The organism is Lacticaseibacillus rhamnosus (genome assembly GCF_900636965.1).
In the GTDB taxonomy this organism is placed as follows: domain Bacteria; phylum Bacillota; class Bacilli; order Lactobacillales; family Lactobacillaceae; genus Lacticaseibacillus; species Lacticaseibacillus rhamnosus.
Window position 1 is genome coordinate 2,387,920 of record NZ_LR134331.1, and the last position, 25,056, is coordinate 2,412,975.

At 46.9% G+C, this 25,056-nt stretch carries 21 protein-coding genes; 10 read left to right on the top strand and 11 right to left on the bottom strand.

The window, feature by feature from the left end:
* Window position 1: 1 nt before the first annotated feature.
* Window positions 2-907: an ATP-binding cassette domain-containing protein gene (locus EL173_RS11935; RefSeq protein ID WP_005692336.1), complete on the bottom strand. Its 906-nt coding sequence runs from the start codon at window positions 905-907 to the stop codon at window positions 2-4.
* A gap of 141 nt (window positions 908-1,048) precedes the next feature.
* Between EL173_RS11935 and EL173_RS11940 the strand changes: the two genes are divergently transcribed.
* The gene (locus tag EL173_RS11940; RefSeq protein ID WP_005692335.1) at window positions 1,049-1,945 is read left to right on the top strand and encodes a helix-turn-helix domain-containing protein; all 897 of its coding nucleotides are present in this window, start codon (window positions 1,049-1,051) and stop codon (window positions 1,943-1,945) included.
* A 91-nt stretch (window positions 1,946-2,036) separates the two neighbouring features.
* Here EL173_RS11940 and EL173_RS11945 read toward each other — a convergent pair whose 3' ends face one another.
* Genes EL173_RS11945 through EL173_RS11955 form a run of 3 tightly spaced genes read right to left on the bottom strand, consistent with a single transcriptional unit; the run spans window position 2,037 to window position 5,096 of the window.
* Window positions 2,037-3,152, bottom strand: a complete 1,116-nt coding sequence (locus EL173_RS11945) for a PIN/TRAM domain-containing protein (RefSeq protein ID WP_005686113.1) — start codon at window positions 3,150-3,152, stop codon at window positions 2,037-2,039.
* Between the two features lie 20 nt (window positions 3,153-3,172).
* Window positions 3,173-4,537: a DNA repair protein RadA gene (gene radA / locus EL173_RS11950; RefSeq protein WP_005686111.1), complete on the bottom strand. Its 1,365-nt coding sequence runs from the start codon at window positions 4,535-4,537 to the stop codon at window positions 3,173-3,175.
* A 19-nt stretch (window positions 4,538-4,556) separates the two neighbouring features.
* The gene (locus tag EL173_RS11955; RefSeq protein ID WP_005686110.1) at window positions 4,557-5,096 is read right to left on the bottom strand and encodes a dCTP deaminase/dUTPase family protein; all 540 of its coding nucleotides are present in this window, start codon (window positions 5,094-5,096) and stop codon (window positions 4,557-4,559) included.
* A 644-nt stretch (window positions 5,097-5,740) separates the two neighbouring features.
* Between EL173_RS11955 and EL173_RS11965 the strand changes: the two genes are divergently transcribed.
* From EL173_RS11965 to EL173_RS11995, 7 genes are all read left to right on the top strand, one after another.
* Window positions 5,741-6,031, top strand: coding sequence for a GNAT family N-acetyltransferase (locus tag EL173_RS11965; RefSeq protein ID WP_005686109.1), 291 nt, complete (start codon window positions 5,741-5,743; stop codon window positions 6,029-6,031).
* 171 nt (window positions 6,032-6,202) lie between these two features.
* On the top strand, window positions 6,203-7,522 hold the full coding sequence (locus EL173_RS11970) for a C1 family peptidase (RefSeq protein ID WP_014571562.1): 1,320 nt from the start codon (window positions 6,203-6,205) through the stop codon (window positions 7,520-7,522).
* Between the two features lie 144 nt (window positions 7,523-7,666).
* A complete protein-coding gene (locus EL173_RS11975) occupies window positions 7,667-9,013 on the top strand; it encodes a C1 family peptidase (protein WP_005714538.1) in 1,347 nt (448 codons plus the stop codon).
* 216 nt (window positions 9,014-9,229) lie between these two features.
* Window positions 9,230-10,330 carry an ABC transporter gene (locus EL173_RS11980; RefSeq protein ID WP_005692323.1) on the top strand — a complete coding sequence of 367 codons (1,101 nt, stop codon included), beginning with the start codon at window positions 9,230-9,232 and terminating at the stop codon, window positions 10,328-10,330.
* Complete coding sequence (locus tag EL173_RS11985; RefSeq protein WP_005692321.1) at window positions 10,327-11,523, top strand: hypothetical protein; 1,197 nt, start codon at window positions 10,327-10,329, stop codon at window positions 11,521-11,523. Before EL173_RS11980 ends, EL173_RS11985 begins: the two co-directional genes overlap by 4 nt.
* A gap of 13 nt (window positions 11,524-11,536) precedes the next feature.
* A complete protein-coding gene (locus EL173_RS11990) occupies window positions 11,537-12,412 on the top strand; it encodes an ATP-binding cassette domain-containing protein (RefSeq protein WP_014571564.1) in 876 nt (291 codons plus the stop codon).
* Between the two features lie 151 nt (window positions 12,413-12,563).
* A complete protein-coding gene (locus EL173_RS11995) occupies window positions 12,564-14,618 on the top strand; it encodes a KUP/HAK/KT family potassium transporter (protein WP_005692318.1) in 2,055 nt (684 codons plus the stop codon).
* Between the two features lie 219 nt (window positions 14,619-14,837).
* On the opposite strand, the gene ppdK is transcribed toward EL173_RS11995, so the two are convergent.
* From ppdK to EL173_RS12010, 3 genes are all read right to left on the bottom strand, one after another.
* The gene (gene ppdK, locus EL173_RS12000; protein WP_005692316.1) at window positions 14,838-17,468 is read right to left on the bottom strand and encodes a pyruvate, phosphate dikinase; all 2,631 of its coding nucleotides are present in this window, start codon (window positions 17,466-17,468) and stop codon (window positions 14,838-14,840) included.
* 300 nt (window positions 17,469-17,768) lie between these two features.
* Window positions 17,769-18,356: a CBS domain-containing protein gene (locus EL173_RS12005; protein ID WP_072137620.1), complete on the bottom strand. Its 588-nt coding sequence runs from the start codon at window positions 18,354-18,356 to the stop codon at window positions 17,769-17,771.
* 171 nt (window positions 18,357-18,527) lie between these two features.
* Complete coding sequence (locus tag EL173_RS12010; protein WP_005692313.1) at window positions 18,528-19,199, bottom strand: 2,3-bisphosphoglycerate-dependent phosphoglycerate mutase; 672 nt, start codon at window positions 19,197-19,199, stop codon at window positions 18,528-18,530.
* A 157-nt stretch (window positions 19,200-19,356) separates the two neighbouring features.
* Between EL173_RS12010 and EL173_RS12015 the strand changes: the two genes are divergently transcribed.
* Window positions 19,357-20,475, top strand: coding sequence for a low temperature requirement protein A (locus EL173_RS12015; protein WP_014571565.1), 1,119 nt, complete (start codon window positions 19,357-19,359; stop codon window positions 20,473-20,475).
* Between the two features lie 18 nt (window positions 20,476-20,493).
* A complete protein-coding gene (locus EL173_RS12020) occupies window positions 20,494-20,778 on the top strand; it encodes a chromosome partitioning protein ParB (RefSeq protein WP_005686095.1) in 285 nt (94 codons plus the stop codon).
* Between the two features lie 245 nt (window positions 20,779-21,023).
* Here the strand turns inward: EL173_RS12020 and EL173_RS12025 are convergent, their stop codons facing one another.
* From EL173_RS12025 to EL173_RS12040, 4 genes are all read right to left on the bottom strand, one after another.
* Entirely contained in the window at window positions 21,024-22,139 is a 1,116-nt protein-coding gene (locus EL173_RS12025) for a lactate oxidase (protein WP_005692305.1), read from the bottom strand.
* Between the two features lie 162 nt (window positions 22,140-22,301).
* On the bottom strand, window positions 22,302-22,511 hold the full coding sequence (locus EL173_RS12030) for a CsbD family protein (RefSeq protein ID WP_005686092.1): 210 nt from the start codon (window positions 22,509-22,511) through the stop codon (window positions 22,302-22,304).
* 127 nt (window positions 22,512-22,638) lie between these two features.
* Window positions 22,639-23,829, bottom strand: a complete 1,191-nt coding sequence (locus EL173_RS12035; RefSeq protein WP_005692304.1) for a phosphopentomutase — start codon at window positions 23,827-23,829, stop codon at window positions 22,639-22,641.
* Complete coding sequence (locus EL173_RS12040; RefSeq protein ID WP_005692303.1) at window positions 23,826-25,055, bottom strand: MFS transporter; 1,230 nt, start codon at window positions 25,053-25,055, stop codon at window positions 23,826-23,828. Before EL173_RS12040 ends, EL173_RS12035 begins: the two co-directional genes overlap by 4 nt.
* Window position 25,056: the final 1 nt, after the last annotated feature.

Consider the following 25,056-nt stretch of genomic DNA (forward strand, 5'->3'; position numbering starts at 1 on the left):
TTTAAAGCACCTCCGAATCAATGTTCTGGTCTTCCAGAACCGCCAACAATGAACTTTCTAAATCACCTTGTGTCTCCGTGATTCGATTGATTTTCAGTTGGTGGTCCCACAAGATTTTGAGTAACGCATTGATTGAAGTAGCCGAATCCAACTTCACCTTTAGAGCAGATGCCGTTTGCTGAACTTCATAGCCGTGCTGTTTCAAGGTACGCTGAGCAACATGATCGTGATCGGTTTGAATTAACAAGAAACGTTGATTGGCGGCCAATATGGCTTCCGTGGTGGCGTTGGCGACGATATGACCCTGTTTAATAATAACCACATCATCCACGATTTTCTGCAGCTCACTTAAGATATGACTGGAAATCAAGAAACTGACCCCTTGCGCCTTTTGTTGCAAAATTAATTTGCGCAGTGTCATGGTTGCTTCCGGATCTAAGCCATTCATCGGTTCATCCAAAATCACCAATTCCGGCTGATTAAGGAAGGCTAGCGCAATGCCTAGCTTTTGACGCATCCCCAATGAATATTTTTTGGCTTTGACGTCCACAAATTGTTCCAGTTGAAGGGCTGCGACAATGGCATCGACTTTTGCCTTTCGATTTGTACCGTTTGCAAAAAGTGTCAACTGCTCGCGCCCGGTCAGATAAGGATAAAGACCGGGATATTCAATCAACGCGCCTACGTTTACCAAAGGCTTATGTTCATTCATGGATATTGGCGCATCATTCAAGCTGATGTGGCCAGCAAATGACGAAATGCCCAAGATTGCTTTCATAATCGTTGTTTTACCGGCACCATTTGCCCCAATCAAGCCCAAAATATGTCCGGGTTTTATTTCAAACGAAATTTTATGTAAAACTTGGTGTCGTCCAAACCATTTATCTAACTGTTCGACTTTTAGCATACTTAACCTCACAAACTTTTCGACAGGAGTTGAGGTAAAGTTATCACAGATCAGTTAAAAAGCCGCAACTTTTGACGAAAGAAAAAAATTAACGATATAATCGAGTGAGTTTCGACTTTAAGAAAAATGAGGTGACAGTCTATGCCGATCCATACTACAGGCCAATTATTCAAAGAAATTCGCCTTGAACGCGGTCTTACCTTGACCGATGTCGCCGGTGATCTGAGCATCAGTACTGTCTCAAAATTTGAAAATGGGCACTCCGAGATTTCCGCAGAGAAGTTGATGCTGTTGCTTCAAAAGCTTGGCATGGATGCTACGGAGTTTTTCGAAATCCTTAGTTCAAAACAAAGTAGCAAAAGTTCTCCCGTAACACTTTCGCAAAGGGCTTTTGATAAACATCTGATGAAGCTTGCTCTTGAACAAGACGTTGATGGTCTAACACACTTCCGCAAGCAATTTACTAACTACTTTCAACAATCAGGAATCAGGCTCTACAAATTGCGCGAAATAATCGTTTCTGCAGTTTTGATTGATACGCGAGACACTCATACTTTACTGACACAGGCAGATTCAAAGTTTGTTAACGACTATTTAATGGCAAGAGATGTTTGGTACGAACTAGAGTACAGTCTTTATGGTGACTGTGTCTCTTTTCTACAACCCCAGGACTTTGATCAGTTGTACACTAAATTTTTAACCATTCATTTCTCGTTCCGTCAACGGCGAGATTACATCAATCTCTTTTTCCAGTCGTTTTATAATACTGCTGTCGCGCTATTCTACCGACAAGAATATAAGAAGGCAATTCAAACTCTTAATCATCTTCAAGATCAGCAGTTGCCAGACAACCTCTTCTTTATCCGTTTGCAATTAAGGCTTCTTAAGACAGTATGCCAATACAAGCTCACCAACAGTACCGAAACGGCCGATGAATTATCAGAGCTCGTAAAAGTAATTTTCAAAATCAGTCCCGCATTCGGGCGTCGCTGGAAATCAGAATTTCAATTTCACGAACCTGTAAGTGACCATACTTAATCAATATAAGCCAACAAAAAAGGACAGTTCCGGTATTCCCCCGCTTTCTAGAGAAATACCGAAACTGCCCTTTTATTTTTTCTTAATCCAATTACCTTTCCTTGTCGCGAATAGCCTTTTGCTGATGAGCCGGCTTGGCAAAGATCATGCGTCCTGCCGCTGTTTGTAAAGCACTGGTGACAATTACTTCCAGCGGTTTGTTCATGTAGAATTTACCGTCTTCCACCACGACCATGGTGCCGTCGTCTAAGTAAGCAACACCTTGCTGTCGTTCGGAGCCGGATTTAATCACGGTCACGGTCATGTTTTCGCCGGGGATGACGTCTGGTTTGAGTGCGTTTGCCAAGGCGTTGATGTTGAGAACCGGGACATTTTGAAATTGGGCGACTTTGTTGAGATTAAAGTCATTGGTCATGACAATCCCATCCAGTAGTTTTGCCAGTTTAAGCAGCTTGCTGTCGACTTCGGTCATATCGTCAAAATCGCCTTCGTACATCTCAATATGAATGTCCTTGTCTTTTTGCATGGCATTTAGAATGTCTAAGCCGCGGCGGCCGCGCATTCTTTTCATTGAGTCAGCCGAGTCCGAGATCAGTTGCAGTTCATGCAAGACAAAATTCGGTACTAACATGGTTCCTTCGATGAAGCCGGTTTTGGCAATGGCTTGAACCCGGCCATCGATAATCACACTGGTGTCTAGCAATTTGTATTTGCGAAAATGATCGCCAACTTTGCGCTCGAGCACCTGATCATTTTCCGTTTCCGTATTCCGCCGGTTGCGAAAGCTCAGAAGCCGGCGCCATTCTTCGCTGCGTGTCGTACCCACCCGAAAACCCAAGTAACCGAATAATAGCATGATGATGAGTGGTAGGAAGATATTCAGCGGCGCGATGAAGCCATAAAACGGAATGGAAATAATAGCGGCCAGGATCAACCCGATAATCGTCGACAAACTGCCAAACAGTAGATAGCTTGGCGATTTAGTGTTTAACGTTTTTTCCAATACCTTCAAGCGCTTAAGAATCCAGTTCACACTGAGACTCGCCAAGAGCAAGAAGATAATGGCACCGATTAAGCCGTCAATGAGCAAGTTATTTAAGAAGTGATTGGCGCTCCAACCAATAAGATCCCAAAGTGATGGTAATGCGCCCATGCCGACGCCGATCCCAATGAGACCAAAGATCAAATAAATAATTCGTTTCTTCATGATATACCTCCTTTCTAAGTTTAATTAAAAACCTTATGCAGCGCTTCGGCAATGCTTGTGACGCCAATAACCTGAATATCTTTAGGTGCACGCCAGCCTTGCAGGTTATTTCGCGGCACAAAAATTCGTTTAAACCCTAACTTAGCCGCCTCTTTCACCCGGTCTTCAATGCGATTCACCCGCCGCACTTCACCGGTTAAGCCAATTTCACCGACAAAACAATCAGTCGGCGGGATTTCCTTGTCGCGGTATGACGAGGCAATTGCCACTGCCATTGCCAAGTCAATCGCCGGCTCATCCAGCTTAACGCCCCCCGTTGCTTTCAAGTAAGCGTCCTGATTTTGCAACATCAAATTGGCACGTTTTTCCAGCACGGCCATAATCAGGCTGACGCGGTTGTGATCCAAGCCGCTGCTCGTACGTTTGGCATTGCCATACATGGTCGGACTGATAAGCGCTTGAATTTCAACCAGAATCGGACGGGTACCCTCCATCGAAACCACCACCGCTGATCCTGTCGCGCCGGCCAGTCGCTCTTCTAAGAAAATTTCCGAGGGATTGGCGACTTCCTGTAAGCCATTTTGATGCATTTCAAAAATGCCGATTTCGTTAGTAGAGCCGAACCGATTCTTGACCGACCTTAAAATGCGATAAGTATGATGCATATCGCCTTCAAAATAAAGCACGGTGTCCACCATATGCTCAAGAATCTTGGGCCCGGCAATGGCGCCTTCCTTCGTCACGTGGCCAACGATAAAAATCGTCACGCCTTTTGACTTGGCAATGCGCATCAATTCGGCGGTGACTTCCCGAATCTGGGCAACCGAGCCGACTGCCGAATTCATGTCCGGTACATTCATGGTTTGAACCGAGTCAATCACCACATAATCCGGTTGCATCTGGTCAATCACGTTTTCGATGCTGGGCATGTCGGTTTCGGGATATAAATACATGCCAGAGTTGGCAACCCCTAACCGCCCTGCCCGCATTTTAATCTGGCTGGCGCTTTCTTCACCTGAAACATACAACACCGTACCGCCTGTGCTAGCTAGTTGGCCAGACACCTGCAGCAGCAAGGTTGATTTGCCAATCCCGGGATCGCCGCCAATCAGAACCAACGAGCCCGGAACCACACCGCCACCAAGCACGCGATTCAACTCGGCCAAGCCTGTTTTAACCCGGGTTTCTTTGGTCACCGTGACCTCATCCATGCGTGTGGGCTTAACCTTGCTACCGGTGCGCGTTTGTCGCGGCGCCGATTTAGTGGAACTAACGGTTTCTTCGACGAGCGTATTCCACCCGCCGCAGTTTGGACAACGGCCTAAATAAGTCGCCGAAATATAACCGCAATTTTGACATACATATTGTGTTTTTGCTTTCGCCATACTATCCCTTCAATATCTGCTAGTGATCGGTTGAGCCAAAACCGCTTTGTCGTTGCGCCAAGCCGCCTTGGTCACCGTCTGCCAATAGAAATGGCATAAAAATACCCTGACCGATGCGATCACCTTTTTTGATCATCACATCCCGCGGGAAGAAATTCAGGAGCTGAATATAGATTTCGCCTTCATTTGCCGGATTGTTATAGTAGTCGGCATCAATGACCCCAATACCGTTGGGCAGCGTCAGGCCGTGCTTAAGCGGACTGCTGGAACGATTGGCCAAAATCAACACTTCATTAGGCTGCATATAGGCTTTAATGCCAGTGGGAACCAAGTAAGGCTTTAAAATCTTCTTCGCCCGTTCAAAGTCCTTATTCGTCAGCGGGTGCTCATTTTTAATCAACCGAAAAAGCCGAATGAAGTCATAACGCCAAATACTCCGCAACAGAAAATCTTCGCGCGCATAAAAATCATACCCAGCCGCCTGCTTAGTCTGGCGGGTCGGCAAGGTTAAGTTGTCATCTTGATACTTTGAAACAATTTCAAATCCGCGGGTCTTCATGAAAATAGCCTCCAAAAAAAGTGTGAGCGTGAACCAGCCCGGTTAGAAACCGGAGTGTAAGTGGCCTTGGGCGTGATGGCCGCTCTTTGGCCATTGCGACCAAGGTCCTTACACGCAGGTTTCTGGGCTGGCGAACGCGTTATGGTGAGCGCGAGCCGGCGCGTTTAGAAGTCGGAGTGTAAGTGGCCACAGACGTGATGGCCGGGCTTTGGCCATTGCGGCTGTGGTCCTTACACGCAGACTTCTGCGCCGGGGAGCGCGTTATAGAAAGTGAGCGTGAACCAGCCCGCTTAGAAACCGGAGTGTAAGCGGCCTCGAGCGTGATGGCCCGGGTTTGGCCATTGCGTTCGAGGTCCTTACACGCAGGTTTCTGGGCTGGTGAACGCGTTATGACGAGCGCAAACCAGCTTGTGCGCCAGAAAGCACGCCAACACGTCCAAAGTATCATACCACGCGGAGACAATCGAAGGCCACGGTGTAAGGGCTTCCCTTCTTGTAATTATACCGTTTTCCTGATAAATTTGGCTTATAAAAGTCATTCATGAATTGGGTTAACGACGGATGGGTCATCAGACGAACTGTGCCAGTTACGCGCCTTGATTCTTAATAGGATGACCATCATTCAATTTGCCAAGGAGGCTGCTATGGAATTTCAACGTGAACCAGGACGAATTTTTAATACGGATTGGGACGGCCGACTGATGGCGGAAGTCACTTTCCAATCAATCGATGACGGTCAGGCGTGGGCAGTGGATCACACCTTTGTCGATGAAAGCCTTCGCGGTCAAGGCATTGCCGCTCAGCTCATCGAAGCCGTAGTTGCAGCAGCGCGCAAAGAAGGCAAAACCATCGAGCCGCTATGTTCCTATGCCGTGCATGCATTCCATAATCATCCGGAATATGCAGACGTTTTGCGACCAGTTAAAGATCAGTAAAAATCCTCCGCAAAAGCTGCCGAACCTTGGCAGCTTTTTTGATGCCTTTATAGTCTTGGCTCCTTTTTTAATAAAACGCCAACTTTTACCCAAAAGCTTTCCAGTTTCATCTTTAAATCTAAATTAAATTGGGGTAAGGTTTCTTTAATGCAATTTGAAAAGGAGGACGTTATGTCAGAAATTACATTTGATCAAATTAAAGCCTTTCAAGATCAGCTTGATCAGCATCCGGCATCGGGTGCACTTGGCCGAGCTGTCCAAAATGTCGGGCCACAAGCCGCAAGCCGTGAAACCATGGACGGCGAAGATATGAAGCCGGTTTTCTCAATTGATCTGGACACCGGCAGCGTTGCCAACCAGAAGAAAAGCGGTCGGTGCTGGCTCTTTGCGACATTGAATACAGTCCGCCACGGGATTGCGGATGAATTTGGCATCAAGGATTTCGAATTCTCACAAAACTACAATGCCTTCTTTGATCGCTTGGAAAAAGCCAATTTATTTTATGAAAATATTCTGGCAACCGCGGACAAACCCCTGGATGACCGAGAAGTCGCCACTTACTTAAGCGGTCCAGATGAAGATGGTGGCCACTACGATCAAGCGGCCGCCTTAATTGAAAAGTACGGGTTGGTGCCTAAGTCGGTCATGCCGGAAACTTATAACAGCGACAAAACCGCTGAACTCAACAGTGTGTTGAACGAGAAGTTACGTAAAGATGCCAAGGTGTTGCGGACCCTCAAGCAAGATAACGCCAGCGAAGAAGCCATCGCCAAGCAAAAACGCGAATTTCTCAGTGTTGTTTATCGCATTTTGGCTTACACCTTTGGCAATCCGCCGACAACGTTTGATTTCGAGTACCGTGATGACAAGAAGCAATACCATCGCGATACTAACTTGACCCCGCAGTCATTCTTCAAAAAGTACGTCAAATGGCATTTCGACGATTACGTGGTGATTGCCGGCGATCCCGAACCAACCAAAAAGTATCAGCAATTGTATACCATCAATTCAGCCAACACAGTTGTTGAAGGCCATCCGCTGACAATTTTAAATCTCCCTCCGGAACGCTTGAAGCAGCTGGCATTAGCGCAACTGCAAGCAGGTGAAGCTGTCTGGTTTGGCAATGATGTACTAGCCGACATGGATCGGAAATCCGGCACGCTTAAAGGCGGATTGTTCAATTACAGTGATTTGTTTGGTGTCGATTTCCATGTGAACAAAACCGACCGTATCGTGACCACCGAAGCAGAAATGTCCCACGCCATGACCCTAACCGGCGCCGATGTCGTTGATGGCACGGTCACCAAATGGAAAGTCGAAAATTCATGGGGCAAGGAAAATGGCCACGATGGTTATTTTGTGGCCGATGCCAGCTGGTTTGACCAGTACGTTTATGAAGTCGTGGTTCGCAAGGATCTTTTAACTGACGCGGAACAAGCGCTCCTTCAAACCGAGCCGATCAACTTGCCTGTATGGGATTTTCTAAATTAAGATTAACTGATATGCTAAACTAAGTGAGTCACAAAACGGTGTCGGCTTATGACGAAATCTTCGCCGCCTTTTCGAACGACCATGATTTTCATTACCAGCCGCATGGTGACTCAGCTCATGCACATAAAAAGGAGTGTTTATTTAATGTCTGCAGAAATTACTTCAGGCGATTTGGATCAGTTCAAACAGGATCTTCAAGCCACACCTGGCGCCAACGCCTTACAAAAAGCGGTCATGAACAATGGTATTAATGCAACCGCCGAGAATACGGACAGCAAAGTTGCCATGACACCAACGTTCTCAATTGAACTTGATACCGGTGCTGTGTCAAACCAAAAGCAAAGCGGTCGTTGCTGGATGTTCGCCGCCTTGAATACTATGCGTCATGGCATTCAGGCACAATTTAAGATCAAGGATTTTGAACTGTCCCAAAACTACACCTTCTTCTGGGACAAGTTTGAAAAGTCCAACTATTTTTATGAAAATGTCTTAAAAACCGCCGATCAACCACTCGACAGCCGTAAAGTTGCCTTTCTTTTGGCTACCCCGCAACAAGATGGCGGCCAATGGGATATGCTGTCAGCCTTAATCGAAAAGTATGGTATTGTGCCGAAGTCAGTAATGCCTGAAACCTACAGTTCTAGCAAGAGTAACGAATTAAACGGCTTGCTCAACTTGAAACTGCGTAAAGACGCCGTCACCCTACGTAAGTTAGTTGCTGACAAAGCTAGCGATGCCGACATTGAAGCAGCCAAGCAAAAAATGCTGGCTGAAGACTATCGCATCTTGGCATACACGTTAGGCAACCCGCCAACCAAATTTGACTTTGAATACCGCGATGATGATAAGAATTATCACATTGATCGCGAATTGACGCCGCAAACCTTCTTCAAGAAGTATGTCGGCTGGAATCTCGATGACTATCAAAGTATCATCAACGCCCCAACCGCTGACAAGCCTTACAAGCACCTTTACACCGTTGAAATGCTGGGCAATGTCGTAGGTGGTCGTGAAGTTCGCCACTTGAATCTTGACATTGATACCTTCAAAGACTTGGCAATCAAGCAACTCAAGGCCGGCGAATCAGTTTGGTTCGGTTCCGATGTTGGTCAAAGCTCCGATCGTCAACTTGGCATTTTGGACACCAACATTTACAAGAAAGATGACCTGTTCAACACCGACTTCACCATGACTAAAGCTGAACGCCTTGACTATGGCGAAAGCTTGATGACTCACGCAATGGTCTTGACCGGCGTTGATCTTGTAGACGGCAAGCCAACCAAGTGGAAAGTTGAAAACTCTTGGGGTGAAAAAGTCGGCGAAAAAGGCTACTTTGTCGCAAGTGATGCGTGGTTTGACCAATTCGTCTACCAAGTTGTTATTTCCAAGAAGTATCTCCCAGCTGAACTACAGGATGTCATCAAGAACGAATACGACAAGCCAACCGTTCTTGCACCTTGGGATCCAATGGGTGCTTTGGCATCAAGATAAGCTTGATCTGAAAACACTAAGATAACTGGAAAAGTCTCGTAATTTTGATCTAAAGTTACGAGGCTTTTTGTATACCGCCGTAAGCGATTCAAACCAATGCGGCTGACTGAGTGACTTAACGCTCATAACGCGTTTTCCAGCGCAGAAGTCTTTGAGTCTGATAAAATTGTGGTATTCTGGTTGCAACTGGATTAAATCAAATGAGGAGATCGGGCCATGGGGACACAATTAGCTTTTGATTGGCGCCAAATCATTCATTCACGCAAAAACATTGCCTTATTGGGGTTGTTCTTTGCGGCATTCATCATCGCATTCTTCGCACTAGTCTGGACGCACCGCCTTGATATTCAACAGACTTCCGAGGCCACTGCCAATGCCGCCGTGGCTAACTATGCAGAATATAACTTGGACACACTGAGCAAGACGCAAAAACCGCTATTGGCGAATCTAGATGACCAAAATTCGGCGACTGGTGTTATTGACTTGGGCATCCAGCTTGATCAACCCGATACGACCCGTAACGGGCTGCTTAGTTTGCGCACTGCTCAACTTGAAATGCGGCAACGGCATTATAAAGCACTTAACACCATGCCGCTGCCGCCGCTGCACCAACTTAAAGGTGACGTTCTAGCGCTTACTACGTTAAAAAAGCAGCAAAAACCTGCCGTCACAGCGGTTTCCACTAGCGTGGCGTATCTCGTCACCATCCTGCCTTATCTCAGCTGGTTAACCGGCGCGGCTGCCGTGCTGCTAGCCTGTGATAGCTGGGTTGAACGACGACGCCACCAAACGCTGATTAGCGCGCGTCCTTTATCTGTCGGCGTTGCGGGTAGCAGTCGCTTGCTCACTTTAATTGGTTTTTACATATTGATCCTTGTTGCGGGTGGCGCGGCTGCAGTCGGCTTACCTGCGCTATTAAAAGGCTTTGGTGACTTCGACTACCCCATGGCCATCATGGGACAAACATTACTGCCATTGTGGGAATATTTACTCATTTTCATGGCTCTCACATTACTGGCCGGCATTTGGATCATTAGCTTTAGTATGCTGATTAACACGTGGATAACCAATGCTTACCTCACGACCTTTATTGTGACCGCCACTGCTTTATTGCCGCTTATACTGCCGCAGCTTTTCCGGTTTGTGTGGTTTCTGCCATTCTCCTATCTCGACGTTGCCGCAATGATGCGTGGAACATTAATTGATCGACTGAATCAGCCCTTAGCCAGTATTTGGATCGGTACAGGCGCTTTATTCATCTGGTCGGTGCTTAATCTGGGACTCTTTGGTTATCGGGCCAGAAAGGAGGCAGCATGATGCGATATTTCCGATTTCAACTCCATCAACTGCTTACCAATCGTAAAAACTTGGCTGTCATTGGCATCGCACTCGTTGCCTTGATTTGCCAGTTCGTCTTTTTTCCGCCAAATCAGGTGCCACCTGAACTTCCGACAAGTACGGTGTTGACACGTGATCGCGATAAAAATGTGGCATTTATCAATGAGCCACATGGACCGCATACAGCGATGTGGGTCCCTGTCACCCGTCAACTCGTCAAAATTGAAAACCGCATGTTAACGGCGCAAAAGCAGCAGCATTCGCAGGCCTATGTGCAGGCAACTTTGGATTATCTGGCTTTTGTACGAAAAAATGCCGCCAATCCTGAGGCTCAAAGTAGCCCATTCCACTATCCGCTAACATATTATTTTGAAAATCGGCAATACCCTGATGCCGATGCTGCTTTTGCCAATATCACCCTGACGCGCTCGCTGATGACTTTAGCCGATCAGCGCGATCCCGACATGACTGCGGTTCATCAGCAAACTTTCTGGCAGACGCTTTTCCGTGGCGCGTTAGGCGGGTGGCTCACTGCGCTACTGCTGATCACGATCTTATTTGCTAATGATTTGCTGACGAGCGAACAACGCCATCGCAGCATCGTTCGGTCATCGCCTCTAAGTCCCTGGCATGCCATCAACACCAAAACCTTGACCGTGCTAACAGCCTTAGCCGGTGTACTTCTGCTATCAGCGCTTGTTGTTGCCGGCTTCGTCATCCCTACTCACGGACTAGGATCGCTAACAACTGCGATCGCCTACTTTGCCAAAGATGGGATGACAGTTACCGTTGATCCGATCGCGCTCAGCATTGCTCTCCCCATCATCCTCGGCTTGACAATCCTACTGATGTGGCTCTTTATTCGGTTAAATCTACTGTGTCAGTTACTTTTCCACAACGAACTGGTTGGACTGGTACTCAGTGCACTCTTGCTATTCGGCGAACCACTCTACTTCATGCATGGCCTGGCTTTTTCGGTTCCGCAAACCGCGTACTACCTGCCCGGGTACATGAATCCGGCGGCGATTGTCAGCAGGTTGCAAAACTTTCGCTATGATACCAGCCGCATGAGTCCGCTCGCTGCTTTGATTGTGGTCGGCAGTGTGATTATCGTGCTTGAAGTGATCCTATTCATCATCACGCATCGACGCCGGGCAGCAATCGTTAAATAAAGGAGGCCCCATGATGGAATTACAATTACAAAATCTCGTTTTGGGTTTCAAAAATAAACCCAATGTCATTCATGATATCAGCCTAACGATGACGAGCGGCTCAATTGTCGGCATTGTGGCGCCCAATGGTACTGGTAAAACAACCTTGCTGCGATTGATTCTTAATGATCTCAAACCACAATCCGGCAAAGTGGTATTAGATGGACAAACATACGGCAGCCAAAAGCATACCCTCGCCATGCATCGGCAAATGTGCCTTTTCCCGGTTCAAGATGATCTTTATCCTGACTTATCGGGCAAGGCGCACCTGGCATATTACGCCCGACTTTGGCATAACCAAACGAAAAGTGTTAAGCAAATTATCAGCGCACTCGACATGCAGGATTATGTCAATCAGCCGGTGCGAACTTATTCAATGGGCATGAAGCAGCGTCTTTGCTTTGGCATGGTGATGGCGGCCAACACCCCGATTATGCTATTAGATGAATTCATGAACGGTTTGGACACGATCAACGTTGCGCGCATGTCGCAGATTCTGCGCGGATTGCGGGCAGAAGGCAAATTGATTATTACAGTGTCGCATCTATTGAATAATCTGCAAGGATATGCTGATTTCATCTACTTCATGCGCGATGGCAAAATCATCAAAACGATTGATCAGCATGAACAACAACCTTTGTATATTCAAGTGGCAGCCGAAGAAGCCAACCGGTTACCGCGCATGCCTTGGCAGCACTATCCCAATGGCATGTTGGTATTGCCAATTAACAACCTCCCCGGCGAACATTTTAACCAGTTGCTGCTAGGACTGGCTGCGCATCACATTGTGTTTAAATTAGCACCACTGGATCTTGAAACTTACTTCAATGAATTTTATGATGCCGATTAATCACCAAGGCCACTCAAAGTCGCTTGAACAGCAGCTTTTTATGAAAGTTTTTCTGGATGCAAGATATTGGGCAAAATAAATTAAGAGCCTTCCCTTACAATGACACTCGGTTCTGCTACAATGACGTTATTACTTTTCAGGAGGCACAAATATGGCGTCAGGCTTGACTGCTAATAAAAAACTGCGGCATAAGATTACCGCGGCGGCTTTACTCGTAACCCTTGGTGTTGTCTATGGCGATATCGGGACATCACCACTTTACGTTATGAAGTCAATTATCGCTGGAAATGGCGGGATGGGACATTTCGATACCGATTTTCTAGTCGGGTCGGTTTCGCTGATCTTCTGGACGTTGCTGATTATCACGACCCTCAAATATGTTCTCATTGCGTTGCGAGCGGATAACAACGGTGAAGGTGGTATCTTTGCACTTTACACCTTGGTTCGGCAGCGGGCGCGGTGGCTTGTACTGCCAGCGATGATTGGCGGTGCGGCGTTATTAGCTGACGGGATGTTGACGCCAGCCGTGACGGTCACAACCGCAATTGAAGGTTTAAAAGGGGTCCATATTAACGGCAACATTTTGATCGACAATCAACAACAGGTTATTTGGGTCACGATTTTGATCATTACCTTCCTGTTCTTCATCCAGCGTTTTGGGACTGACCTCATTGGCAAGGCGTTTGGGCCGATCATGTTTGTGTGGTTTACCTTCTTAGGCGTTGCCGGCTTTATTGCTTTATCAAAAGACTGGTCCATGTTGCGTGCTTTGAACCCTTACTATGCATTGCGTTTGCTGGTCAGTCCGGATAACAAAATGGGTCTCTTTATTCTAGGGAGTATTTTCCTGGCAACGACTGGGGCGGAAGCGTTGTATTCGGATATGGGCCATGTGGGACGTGGCAATATTTACGTCAGCTGGCCATACGTTAACCTATGCTTAGTGTTGAATTATTTTGGTCAGGCAGTCTGGCTTGATCGCCATGCTAATGTGAGTGCTTATAATCAGATTAGCGATTTCAACCCATTCTTCCAAATGTTACCGGAAAGCATTCGCCTAGGCGCAATTATTCTAGCGACATTGGCTGCGATTATTGCCTCGCAGGCGTTGATCTCCGGTTCTTACACGCTGGTTTCTGAAGCAATTAAACTGCGCTTTTTGCCGCGGCTGCACATTGTCTATCCGACACGGCTTAAAGGACAGCTCTACATCCCCATGGTGAACACGATTTTGTGGCTCGCCTGCTTGGCTATTATTGCTTACTTCAAAACCAGTGCCGAAATGGAAGGCGCTTACGGTCTAGCCATTACCATCACGATGTTAATGACGACCTTGTTGCTTTATCAATATCTGCGCGCTCGCCACGCCCCAACCTTGATCGCCTTGGGTACCTTGATCTTCTTTAGCGCGATCGAAACCGTCTTCTTCATTTCCAGCGCCGTCAAGTTTCTCCATGGCGGCTATGTCACGGCCATGATCGCGTTTGTCATTCTGGCCATTATGTACGTTTGGCAATACGGCGGCCGGATTCGCGATGATAACACCTACCGCGCTGAAATGGCCTCACTGTTTGCGTATAAAAAGCAGCTATCCGAACTTCGCAGTGATCCGGAATATCCAACCTACACCACCAACTTGGTTTATATGACGCAGATTGCCGATGATCACTACATTAAAAAAGAAATCCTGTACTCCATTTTGGATAAACGACCAAAGCGCGCCCGTGTCTACTGGTTTGTCACCGTTAACGTCACGGATGAACCATACACGGCACAATATACAACTGATACGTATGGCACTGATTATATGGTCAACGTGCAGCTGTATCTAGGCTTTCGGATGGAGCAGCAGGTCAATGTTTTCCTCCGCCAGATTGTGAATGACATGATGCGCGAAGGTGAATTGCCAACCCAACCGCAAAAATACACCACCATTCCGGATCGACAGGTTGGTGATTGGACGTTTGTCTTGCTGCATGAAGAATTGTCACCGCAAACTCAGATCAAAGGTTTTCAGAAGACGATTATCCAGGCGCGGCTATGGCTTCAGCGCGTGACAGTTACACCTGCTCAATGGTTCGGTTTGGAATATGCTGACACCTTGGACGAAACCGTCCCGCTTGTACTTGGTAAGATTCCGATCACCAAGTTAACCCGCCTAAGTCGTTCGCAAGTTGATGCCCAAGCCGAGGATGAAGACGACTAGCTATTTTAGTCAGATCACAACACATTCACTAGCTTAGGCGGTGGCGCACACATAATGCGCTCCCCGGCGCCGGCTCGCGCTCACAGAAAAAAGTGTCCCAAAAGTCATGCATGTCTTCATCGACTGCTGACTTTTTGGGACACTTTTTAAGTACAGGTATTGTTGAAAATACAGCCTCACACTGCTTGACGGCTCACACCAAATCTGTCCGTCTGCAATCTAGGCACCGGCTTTAACTTTTTTCATGGCGCGCAAGGCTGCTTGAGCCGCTGCGAGTCGGGCAACCGGCACCCGGTAAGGCGAGCAGGAGACGTAGCTGATGCCAATTTGATCAAAGAACGCCACTGAATCCGGATCGCCGCCAACTTCGCCGCAGACTCCGATCGGCAGTTGCGGATTTGTTTGACGACCGTTTGTAATCGCCATGGCCATCAATGCGCCTACGCCTTCTGTATCAACTGTTTGGAAAGGATCATTCGGAAGAATTTTCTGCTCCAGATATGCGGGTAAGAAGGATCCCACATCGTCACGCGAATAGCCAAAAGTTAACTGGGTAAGATCGTTCGTCCCGAAACTGAAGAAGTCGGCGGCGTGAGCAATTTTGTCCGCGGAGACGCAAGCGCGCGGGGTTTCGATCATGGTACCAACTTCATAGCTCACCTGCATCCCTTTTGCGGCGGCCAGCTGTTCAATTTGCCGAACAACCAATTGCCGCACCCAACGCAACTCGGTTTCCGAATTGGTCAAAGGAATCATGATGTGCGGTGTCACCTGCATCCCTTCGTCGGCTAACCGGAATACCGCATGCATCAGCGCCCGCACTTGCATGGCGTAAATATCCGGATAGGTCACGGCTAGGCGATCCCCGCGATGGCCTAGCATCGGATTGACTTCTTTCAAGGCTGCCATCCGTTCGCGTAACTGATTTTGCTCCAACCCCAGCTCATGCGCGACTTGCCCGATTTCACGCTGGTCATGTGGCAAAAATTCATGCAGCGGTGGATCAAGCAGACGAATCGTGACGGTTTTACCAGCTGCCAAGCGATATAGCTCGTAAAAGTCCTGCTCCTGCATTTTCTCTAATGCGGCCAAGGGTGCCTTGCGTCCGGCTGCATCTTTTGCGAGAATCAACCGACGCATTTGTAACAATCGTTCTGGTTGGAAAAACATGTGCTCGGTGCGCGTCAAGCCGATGCCATCAGCGCCAAAAGCCAAGGCCTGCTGCAGATCCTTAGGTGTGTCGGCATTCGTAAACACGCCCATGCGGCTGGCTTCCTTTGCCCATGCTAACAGTGTCGCCAGACTATCCTTGACCAAGGCAGCAGTGGTCGGGATTTGGCCGCGATACAAATTGCCGGTTGTCCCATCAACGGATACCCAATCGCCTTCATGCAGCACCGTATCGCCAACAGTCGCGGTTTTGGCATGTTCATCAACGGTTAAGGCATGCATCCCCACGACACCGGTTGCCCCCATGCCGCGCGCGACCACAGCTGCATGTGACGTCATCCCGCCGCGCGCAGTCACAATGGCCTGACTGACAATCATCCCTTCAATGTCTTCCGGCGAAGTGTCTTGACGCATCAAAATCACTTGATGGCCCGCTTCATGAGCCGCTTTGGCTTCTGCCGCCGTAAAATAAACCTCCCCAGTTGCCGCCCCTGGTGATGCCGGTAAACCGGTAGCCAAAATCGTATGTGCCTGCAACGCCTGCGGATCAAACTCCGGATGCAACATGTCACTCAATGATTGCGGTTCAATACGCAACAACGCGGTCTGGCGATCAATCAAGCCTTCGTTAACCAAATCTATCGCAATTTTAACAGCGGCCGCCGGTGTCCGTTTACCATTACGCGCTTGTAGGAGATAAAGTTGGCCATGTTCAATCGTGAATTCAAGATCCTGCATGTCGCGATAATGCTGCTCCAACGTGGTCGCGATCGCTGCCAGCTGATTATAAACTTCAGGCATTTGATCGTGTAAAACCGCGACTGACTGAGGCGTCCGCACTCCTGACACCACATCTTCACCTTGGGCATTCAAAAGATATTCGCCAAACAGCGCGCGTTCCCCAGTCGCCGGATCACGGGTGAAGGCCACGCCGGTTCCGGAATCAGCGCCAGCATTACCAAAAACCATCGTCTGAACGTTCACCGCGGTTCCCAAGTCTTCGGGAATGCGATTTTCGCGTCGATAAACGACTGCCCGCCGATTATTCCATGATTCAAATACTGCCGTCACTGCCGCCAGCATTTGCGCTTTGGGCGATTGTGGAAATGACTTGCCTGCTTCAATATAAAGCTGCTTAAATGCCAGAATGATTTGCTGCAGGTCAGCGGTTGTCAACGCCAAGTCAGAGTCATACCCATTTTGGCGTTTCACGGTGGTTAAAATGTCATCGAATCCTTTTTCCGACAAGCCGTAAACCACGTTACCAAACATCGCCAGTAAGCGGCGATAACTGTCATACGCAAACCGGGGATCGGCAGTTTCCCGGGCGAGTGCCTGAACGGTTTGATCATTTAAGCCGATGTTCAAAATGGTATCCATCATGCCTGGCATTGAAATCGGTGCACCGGAACGAACCGACACCAGTAATGGCGCAACCGGATCATCGAATCGTTTCCCGGTCGCTTTTTCTAACGCCTGTATGTGTTGATCCAGCTCGGTTAACAACGCTTCTGAAAGCCCGTGATGCTGTTGATAATCGTGGCACGCAGCAGTTGTGAGCGTAAAACCCGGAGGCACCGGCAGGCCAAGATTGGTCATTTCGGCCAGATTGGCACCTTTGCCACCCAATAATGCCCGCATCTCCATATTACCTTCCGCAAACGCATAGATTTGTTTCATGATAAAGCCTTCCCTTCGCTAAATATGACGTTATATATGTTCGCTATATAATGTATTATTTAGCCCGCGAAAATGCAAGCGTTTACACTTAGAAATTGGTCTAATTCGGAAAAAGTTCAATTTCATAACGCTATATAATACACAAAAATCTTTTTGCAAGTGCGGCGATGCGCGGTTAATATAACAACCCATGTCACAACAAGAAACTTGCCTATAAGGAATGTAAAAAGGTGTCCTATTTCTCGCCAAAATCGAGAAATAGGACACCTTTAATTTGAAGCTGCAAATGAAAGCCCAGCCTCATGGTGCAAGTGTTTCAATTAAGTATTTAAAGATCCGGTTTTTAGTGATCTTGCCAATCACATGAGTGTCCCCATGTTTTTGGATCACAGGGAGTGAATCGACATTGTGTTTCAACAACAACTTGCTGGCCGCCATAATGGTCGTATCCGCCGTCACCGTCACGACATTGGGCATCCGCGTCATGACAATGCTGGCCGGTAAAGTGGTGTCACGATCTGTAAAGCTGGCGCGCAATAAGTCCTTTCGCGAGATGAGGCCGACCAAGGCGCCATCATCATCTAACACGTATAAGGAGCCGACATCCGCCAAGAACAGCTTGGTTACCGCTTCTTCCATCGAGGTTGTCAGCTTAATTTCAGTCGGCGGCAATAATATTTTGGCAATCGGGGTATTAAACAGCGCATCGTTATCGACTGATAAAACACTCGCTCCTTGGTAGGCATATCCAACTTTAGGCCGGGCATCTAAAATTCCAACCGTTGTCAGCAAGCGTAAGTCAGCGCGAATCGTGGCCAAACTAATCTTTAATTGCGTCGCCAGCATTTCCCCAGTCATCGGACTTTTTGCTTTTAGTAACTGAACAATTTTTTGTTGACGTTTAGTAAGTTGCGTAAGCGCTCCTCCTCATGATTGCTAATCAACAGTATAACATTTTCAGGGAAATATGACGTGATATTTAATCGTTAATCACAACTTAATCCCAAATCTTGGTAAAATAAATCCGGCATGTAGCTAAACTACCTTGCCGGAAAGTCTTCACAGTGTTTGTTTATTGAGAATGGTTAAATGCTGATCAAGCGTGTAGACGATAGGTTGGGCATTGCCAATTTCAACTTTGTTAATACCAGCATCGCTAATAGCTTCCATGTACTTGACTAATGCCCGTAACGTTGAGCCGTGCGCCACGATAAGCTGATTCTTGCCGGCCATCAACCGCGGCGCCAGTTCGGCACTCCAATACGGCAACAGGCGCTCACTCGCATCGGCAAGACTTTCACCGCGCGGAATAATCGTCGCCGGGTACGCGTGATAGCGCCGTGAACGACTGGGATGTGCCAACAACGGCGGATGCGCATAAAAGCTTCGCCGCCAGCTGGCAACTTGATCCGGGCCAAAAAGTTTCCGGGTCAGATCTTTGTTAATTCCGCGTAAGGCGCCATAATGCCGTTCGTTCAGACGCCAACTTTTAGTGATCGGCAGGTAATTCTGGCCGATTGCGTCCTGAACGATGTAGGCAGTCATAATGGCCCGCGATAACACGCTGGTATGCACATGCTCAAATAAGATCCCGGTCGCCGCAATCTTTTTGCCGGCAGCTGCTGCTTGAGCTTTCCCTTGCGCCGTTAATCCGACATCGGACCAGCCAGTATAAGTATTTTGTTGATTAGCAATGCTTTCGCCATGTCTTAAAAGGACTAATTTGACCACATCACGGCCTCCTTAACCCAACTAGTATAACAATCTCAACGGGTTTAGGGTAGTCTGCTCGGCAGGTCTTTTTTGCTGCCAAGGCGTGAAAATGATAGGCTACTATTATTGAACTAAGCAAGGCACACTGCCTTAGCTTATAGAAAGAAGGATGCTCATGGCCAAGTCGCATCAATCTGTCACCATGGTCGAGCTTTTCTATGATTTGATTTTTGCCTATGCCGTTGGGCGAATGGCGCAGACTCTGGCAGTGCCGGTGCATGGGATGATCGCGCCACAAGTACTGGTTGAATTTCTATTGATGCTGCTGGTTTTCTGGACCATCTGGACTTTTCAGACAGTCTTAATCGATCGTTTTTCACATCATGAAGTGACCCACAACCTGTTTACGTTGTTCAACATGTTTTGGGTGATTGTCTTAAGCACCGCGATTAACCCTGATTTTGCTAAAACTAAGTGGCCATTTCAATTAAGTGCTGCGATTCTCTTCTTGAGTCTTGCGAGCCAATACGGTCTGCTTTGGCGGCGAAAACACTCGCAACTCGCCAAAACATTTGGCATCACGCTGGCAGCTTGCAGTTTTGTGATTTTAATTTCGCTATTTATAAAGCCATACACCCTTTCATTTGCGGTCTTCTTTGGCGGTGTTTTAGCCGCTGGATTGATGCCATTGCTATTGCGGAACGTACTCAAAGCCACGCCAGCCGACTTAGGCAATCTCAGCACCCGTTATTCTCTATTGGTTTTACTGATATTTGGCGAATCGATCATTGGTGTGGCGGAAACCATTTATGCTGGTCTATCTTTGCAAGCAGGTCTTTTCTTCTTGGTAGTCATCTTATTGTTTATTGCCTACCAACTTGTTTATGACAACGGTCTCGATCGCCGGCAAAAAACCGCGGGCTTGGCTGTTATCTATTTACAACTTCCATTACTGGCGGCCATTCTCAGTCTCAGTACGTTCATTCACTCGTGGCTGGCCGGGCTGCTTGATCCTCAATGGTTTGCGCTTGCCATCACGGTGACGTTGGCAGTTTATTATTTTAGCTTAATCGGATATCTTAGCGCCTACCCTGTCAAGCACATTGACATCGGCTTCAAGCGCTGGTTTTACCTTGGTTTTTCCGTGTTGATTTTTGGTATTTTTAGCTTCATGACAACCATTATGCCATTACCCTTCATGTTCGGACTCACCGCTTATCTATTAGCCAATACGCTTTATCTTTGGCAATTTATTCTCCATCCCAATGACGCGATGTATAATAAACTTGGTTAAATGAAAGGGGAGCTCCACATGACAACTTATGATGTCACATTCAACACTGTCGATGGCAAGTCACTCATCAAGCGCAACGTCCAAAGCGATCACGAAAATGCTCGGGTTTGGGAGGACGCGGTTGAACGTTTTGATGCCGACCACCTTTACATCAAAATGAATGACAAAACAATGGTCAGCCTGTTGCGGCGTGCCGTTGTTCGCATTGATATGACCGAACTGCCAAGCGATGTTGAAAAACGGGCAAATCGCCGCGACGAGTTCCGCAATGCCATGTACACGCTGAGCCAGATTGGCCTGTAGCAATCCTGTTACGGGTATCAAAATGGATCAGCACATTTAGGACATCAGCCTCTAACCCACGTCATCAAAATCCTATCGATTCATACATATCGTAGTTTCTTGATGTCAATACGGTCATGCTGATGTACAGAATCTATGTATCAAAAAAGAATCCCTTCAGCCTTAAAAACTGACAGGGATTCTTTTTTCGGTCGAATCATGTGTCTGTACAACAAACACCGAGTTTAATTCATCAATGCTGCAACTTAGTCAGCGTAGTTAAAGTGGGTTAACGGTGCATGCTTAACATCTTCAATCGTCTTGGTGCCGGCCAGCTGCATGATAATTTCCAACTCGTGATCAATCTGTTCGAACACGCTTTGAACACCTTGTGCACCACCTAAAGCCAAGCCATAGATAACCGGGCGGCCAAACGCAACCAAATCTGCACCGGCTGCCAATGCTTTGAAGACATGACTGCCACGACGAATGCCGGAGTCAAAGATGATCGGAACCTGCTTGTTAACGGCCTTGGCAATGGCAGGCAAAACATCAAATGATGCTGGGCCACCGTTTAACTGACGGCCACCATGGTTAGAAACATAGATTGCCGCAGCACCGGCGCCAATTGCCCGCAATGCGTCTTCAGGAGACTGAATACCTTTAACAATAACCGGCAAGTCGGTATATTCAGCAATCCGGCGAACGTCATCTTCATTAATCTTTTGAGCAGCAGAAGCATAAATTTCGCCGATGCCTTTACCCTTGCCATCGCCTTCAGAATACTTTTCCAGGTTCGGCATTGGAATCGGGAATTGGAAGTTGTTGATAATATCTTCTTCTCGATAACCATCAACAGTGGCATCAACGGTCAGAATAATCCCCTTGACGCCAGCCTTTTTAGCTTCGTCAAGCAAGCTCTTATTGAAGTCCCAATCCTTGCTCATGTACAGCTGGAACAATTGCGGTGCTCCGTTGCCGGCCGCAGCAGTATCCGCGATTGAGGTTGAGCTATACGTGCTCTGCGCCATCAAACCACCGACTGCTGCCAAGCCGCGAGCGGTATCCTTTTCACCTTGGCTGTGGGCCAATCCCTGAGCCGCAGTTGGCGCCATCATAACCGGCGTCTTCAGATCAATGCCCAAAAAGTTGGTCGACAAGTCTGGAGAATCAATGTTCGACAAGGCCTTGGGAACAATCTGTGCGTGGTTAAATGCCTTGGTATTCTCGGCAAGCGTCCATTCATCTTCGGATCCGCCAACGATATAGCCAAATCCACCTGTTGGAATAATCTTCTTGGCTTCACCTTCTAATGACGGCAAGTTCAAAATATCCAATTTCTTCTCTGCATCGCTTTGTTCGTAACCATTAACAACTGTCATGTGTCAAAAGCCTCCTGAATTGCTTACTTATTAGAACACTTATAAGTGTAGCACTTATAAATAGTAAGTAAAGGCATTTTGCTAATTTTTTGTAAGCAAAAAGGAGAACCTGCAAAACGAGGCCCTCCTTTGTTAGCCAAACACCGAATCACCATTGGCGGTTTAGCGTTCTTTCTTCTCCTTGGACTTGTCAACCACGTCATTGAACTTCTCCGCGATTTTGTCCTTGGCATCACTGAGCTTTTCCTTAGCATTGCCGACCATCTGTTCAGCCTTGCCTTTTGCTTCGGTTGATTCATCGCCGGTAAGTTTGCCTGCGCCTTCTTTTACCTTGCCGCTGACCTTATCCTTAGTTGCATCAAAATCTGCCATACGATCATGCCTCCTTATTTTTGCTTAACTTAAGGATACCAAGTTGACGGTTCGTATCACCAGCAATAAGCTCATATAAATACAATTAATTTTATGATTTATGATCTCTAATCAGGTGATCACACAACTATAATTTGCTAAGAAAGCTTGCGCCAATATTTTGCTTTGATTTTAAATTAAAGTTTTCAAGAACAGTTGCTCCAAGGTCACTGAAGGTCTCTCTTATCCCAAGATCTCCATTAGTAAGGTTTGGAGAATAAGCAATCAGCGGCACATACTCACGCGTGTGGTCGTGCCCACAAAATGTTGGGTCATTTCCATGATCAGCCGTTATAAGTAATAGATCAGATTCAGATATTTTTGCTATCACGCTTTGAAGTAAATGATCTACCCGTTCTAATTCTTTACCATAACCTCTTGGATCACGCCGATGCCCATACTGTGAATCAAAATCAACGAGGTTAGCAAAAATAAACCTATACTTCTTGTCTTCGAGAATATTAATAACTTGGTATAGCCCATCCTGATTACTTGTTGTGTGAATTTTACGATCAATGCCTCGACCCGAGAAAATATCGTTAACCTTACCAATACCACAAACAGAAATATTATTCGTGCTTAGTATGTCTAACACCGTTTCGTGGCCTGGTACTATAGTATAATCGCGACGATTTGCTGTACGACGAAAACTCCCGGAGTCCATTCTTATAAATGGTCGTGCAATAACTCTACCGATTTGCCACCCGCTATCATCCAGAGTAAATCGAATAAATCGACAAATGCGATATAGCTCTTCAACTGGGACCACGGTTTCACATGCGGCCACTTGCAGAACTGAATCACCTGATGTGTAAACGATCAGAGCGCCCTCTGCGATTTGTTCTTCACCGTAATCTTCAATTGCCCGAGTTCCAGAATAAACCTGATTTAAAATGACCCGTCGATTTGAGAATTGTTCTATTTGTTCAACTAACCGTTGTGGAAAGCCGTTCGGGAAAGTGTCTAAAGCAGAATCAACAGGAACACCCATCATTTCCCAATGTCCGTCTAAACTGTCTTTCCCAGCAGAAACTTCTCTCATCTTTCCAACTGCGCTAGATGTACCGCTCTTTGCTTTAATTCCCTTTAGCGGTGTTGCTCGCAGAATCCGACCTATTCCCAAATCTTCCAGTTGAGGTATTGCTAGTTTTCCATTCCAATAAGAACAAAGATGCCCGAGCGTGTCTGCCCCTTGGTCGTTGAAGCTTTTAGCATCCGGAGCTTCACCAATGCCAACTGAGTCCAATACAATTGTAATGATTCGCTCAAATCTTTTCATTCAACAACACGCCCTTGACTATCAGAGTTTCTCCGTTTTACTGGGTTGGGGATTAGATTAACTATGACTAATGATATTAAGTAAAAGGATCCTAAAACCAACAACGCCACTGAAAAGCCCTTCTCATCGATAATATAGCCAATTAAAATTGGCGACAGTCCACCAATCGCACGACCGGTATTAAATATTGCATTATTTGCTAAGCTCCGTATTTCTGTTGGGTAAAAGCTGCTGATGAGCGCACCGTAGCCTGCATTCATACCGTTAGCAAAAAAGCCAACAATCGCGCCGATAATTAACATCAGAAAAGCACTGTGTACGAACGCATAGAGAGTTACCGACATGCCAGACATGATTAAAAAGACAGAATAGGTCAATCGAGAGCCAAATTTATCAAACAATTTACCAAACGACAACATCCCTAGTGACATACCGATAATAGTCGAAATCATCCACAAAGACGACCCGGAGACAGACAGACCTTGCTGCTTTTCAAGTAACGATGGTAACCAGTTCATCAGTCCATAGTAGCCTGCAACCTGAATTGCTGACATAATTGTTAATCCTACAGTAATCAATGCGATCTTGGGTTGATTGAATAGCAGACTAATTCGAGGATGGTCGGATTTTTCTGCACCTGATTTATGTGCTAGCTGCCAACTTTTAGTTTCGGGAAGATGTCGGCGCACAAAGTAAGCCAAAAAAACTGGAATAACCCCAAAAATAAACGCTGCACGCCAGCCAGCTAAAGGGATCACTGTTGCCGCAATCAATGCAGCAATCAGCGTTCCCATTTGACCACCGACTGTAATCCAAGAAGACATCTGCCCTCTTCGTTCTTTTGGAAATGCCTCTGCAACCAAAGCCATCCCAATACCATACTCACCACCAGCACCTAAACCGACCACAAACCTCAATATATATATTTCCCCTATGCTGCGTGCAAACGCCATCAACAGCGTTGCAATAGCAAAAATAAAAATAGTATAGGTGAAAATTTTAATCCTGCCTTTCTTGTCCGCCCAGTACCCAAAAATCACACCGCCAACCAACATTCCAATGTTCGTGACTGACGGTAAAACTCCGCCCGCAGCAGATGAAATATGAAATTCATTGATAATTGAGCTTAATGCAAATGACAGCAGCAAGATATCCATACCTTCAAGTCCTAATCCCAGCATAGAAGATACTAATATCTTTTTCCGATATGACTCGGCTTCTTGCATC

Bases quoted from the DNA above. Each gene is read 5' to 3' on its own strand.
- EL173_RS12015 (WP_014571565.1), top strand. From the start codon at position 19,357: ATGGCCAAGTCGCATCAATCTGTCACCATGGTCGAGCTTTTCTATGAT.
- EL173_RS11980 (WP_005692323.1), top strand. From the start codon at position 9,230: ATGGGGACACAATTAGCTTTTGATTGGCGCCAAATCATTCATTCACGC.
- EL173_RS11940 (WP_005692335.1), top strand. From the start codon at position 1,049: ATGCCGATCCATACTACAGGCCAATTATTCAAAGAAATTCGCCTTGAA.
- EL173_RS11990 (WP_014571564.1), top strand. From the start codon at position 11,537: ATGGAATTACAATTACAAAATCTCGTTTTGGGTTTCAAAAATAAACCC.
- radA (WP_005686111.1), bottom strand. From the start codon at position 4,537: ATGGCGAAAGCAAAAACACAATATGTATGTCAAAATTGCGGTTATATT.
- EL173_RS12020 (WP_005686095.1), top strand. From the start codon at position 20,494: ATGACAACTTATGATGTCACATTCAACACTGTCGATGGCAAGTCACTC.
- EL173_RS11985 (WP_005692321.1), top strand. From the start codon at position 10,327: ATGATGCGATATTTCCGATTTCAACTCCATCAACTGCTTACCAATCGT.
- ppdK (WP_005692316.1), bottom strand. From the start codon at position 17,468: ATGAAACAAATCTATGCGTTTGCGGAAGGTAATATGGAGATGCGGGCA.
- EL173_RS11935 (WP_005692336.1), bottom strand. From the start codon at position 907: ATGCTAAAAGTCGAACAGTTAGATAAATGGTTTGGACGACACCAAGTT.
- EL173_RS11975 (WP_005714538.1), top strand. From the start codon at position 7,667: ATGTCTGCAGAAATTACTTCAGGCGATTTGGATCAGTTCAAACAGGAT.
- EL173_RS11945 (WP_005686113.1), bottom strand. From the start codon at position 3,152: ATGAAGAAACGAATTATTTATTTGATCTTTGGTCTCATTGGGATCGGC.
- EL173_RS11955 (WP_005686110.1), bottom strand. From the start codon at position 5,096: ATGAAGACCCGCGGATTTGAAATTGTTTCAAAGTATCAAGATGACAAC.
- EL173_RS11965 (WP_005686109.1), top strand. From the start codon at position 5,741: ATGGAATTTCAACGTGAACCAGGACGAATTTTTAATACGGATTGGGAC.
- EL173_RS12025 (WP_005692305.1), bottom strand. From the start codon at position 22,139: ATGACAGTTGTTAATGGTTACGAACAAAGCGATGCAGAGAAGAAATTG.
- EL173_RS12035 (WP_005692304.1), bottom strand. From the start codon at position 23,829: ATGAAAAGATTTGAGCGAATCATTACAATTGTATTGGACTCAGTTGGC.
- EL173_RS12040 (WP_005692303.1), bottom strand. From the start codon at position 25,055: ATGCAAGAAGCCGAGTCATATCGGAAAAAGATATTAGTATCTTCTATG.
- EL173_RS11970 (WP_014571562.1), top strand. From the start codon at position 6,203: ATGTCAGAAATTACATTTGATCAAATTAAAGCCTTTCAAGATCAGCTT.
- EL173_RS11995 (WP_005692318.1), top strand. From the start codon at position 12,564: ATGGCGTCAGGCTTGACTGCTAATAAAAAACTGCGGCATAAGATTACC.
- EL173_RS12030 (WP_005686092.1), bottom strand. From the start codon at position 22,511: ATGGCAGATTTTGATGCAACTAAGGATAAGGTCAGCGGCAAGGTAAAA.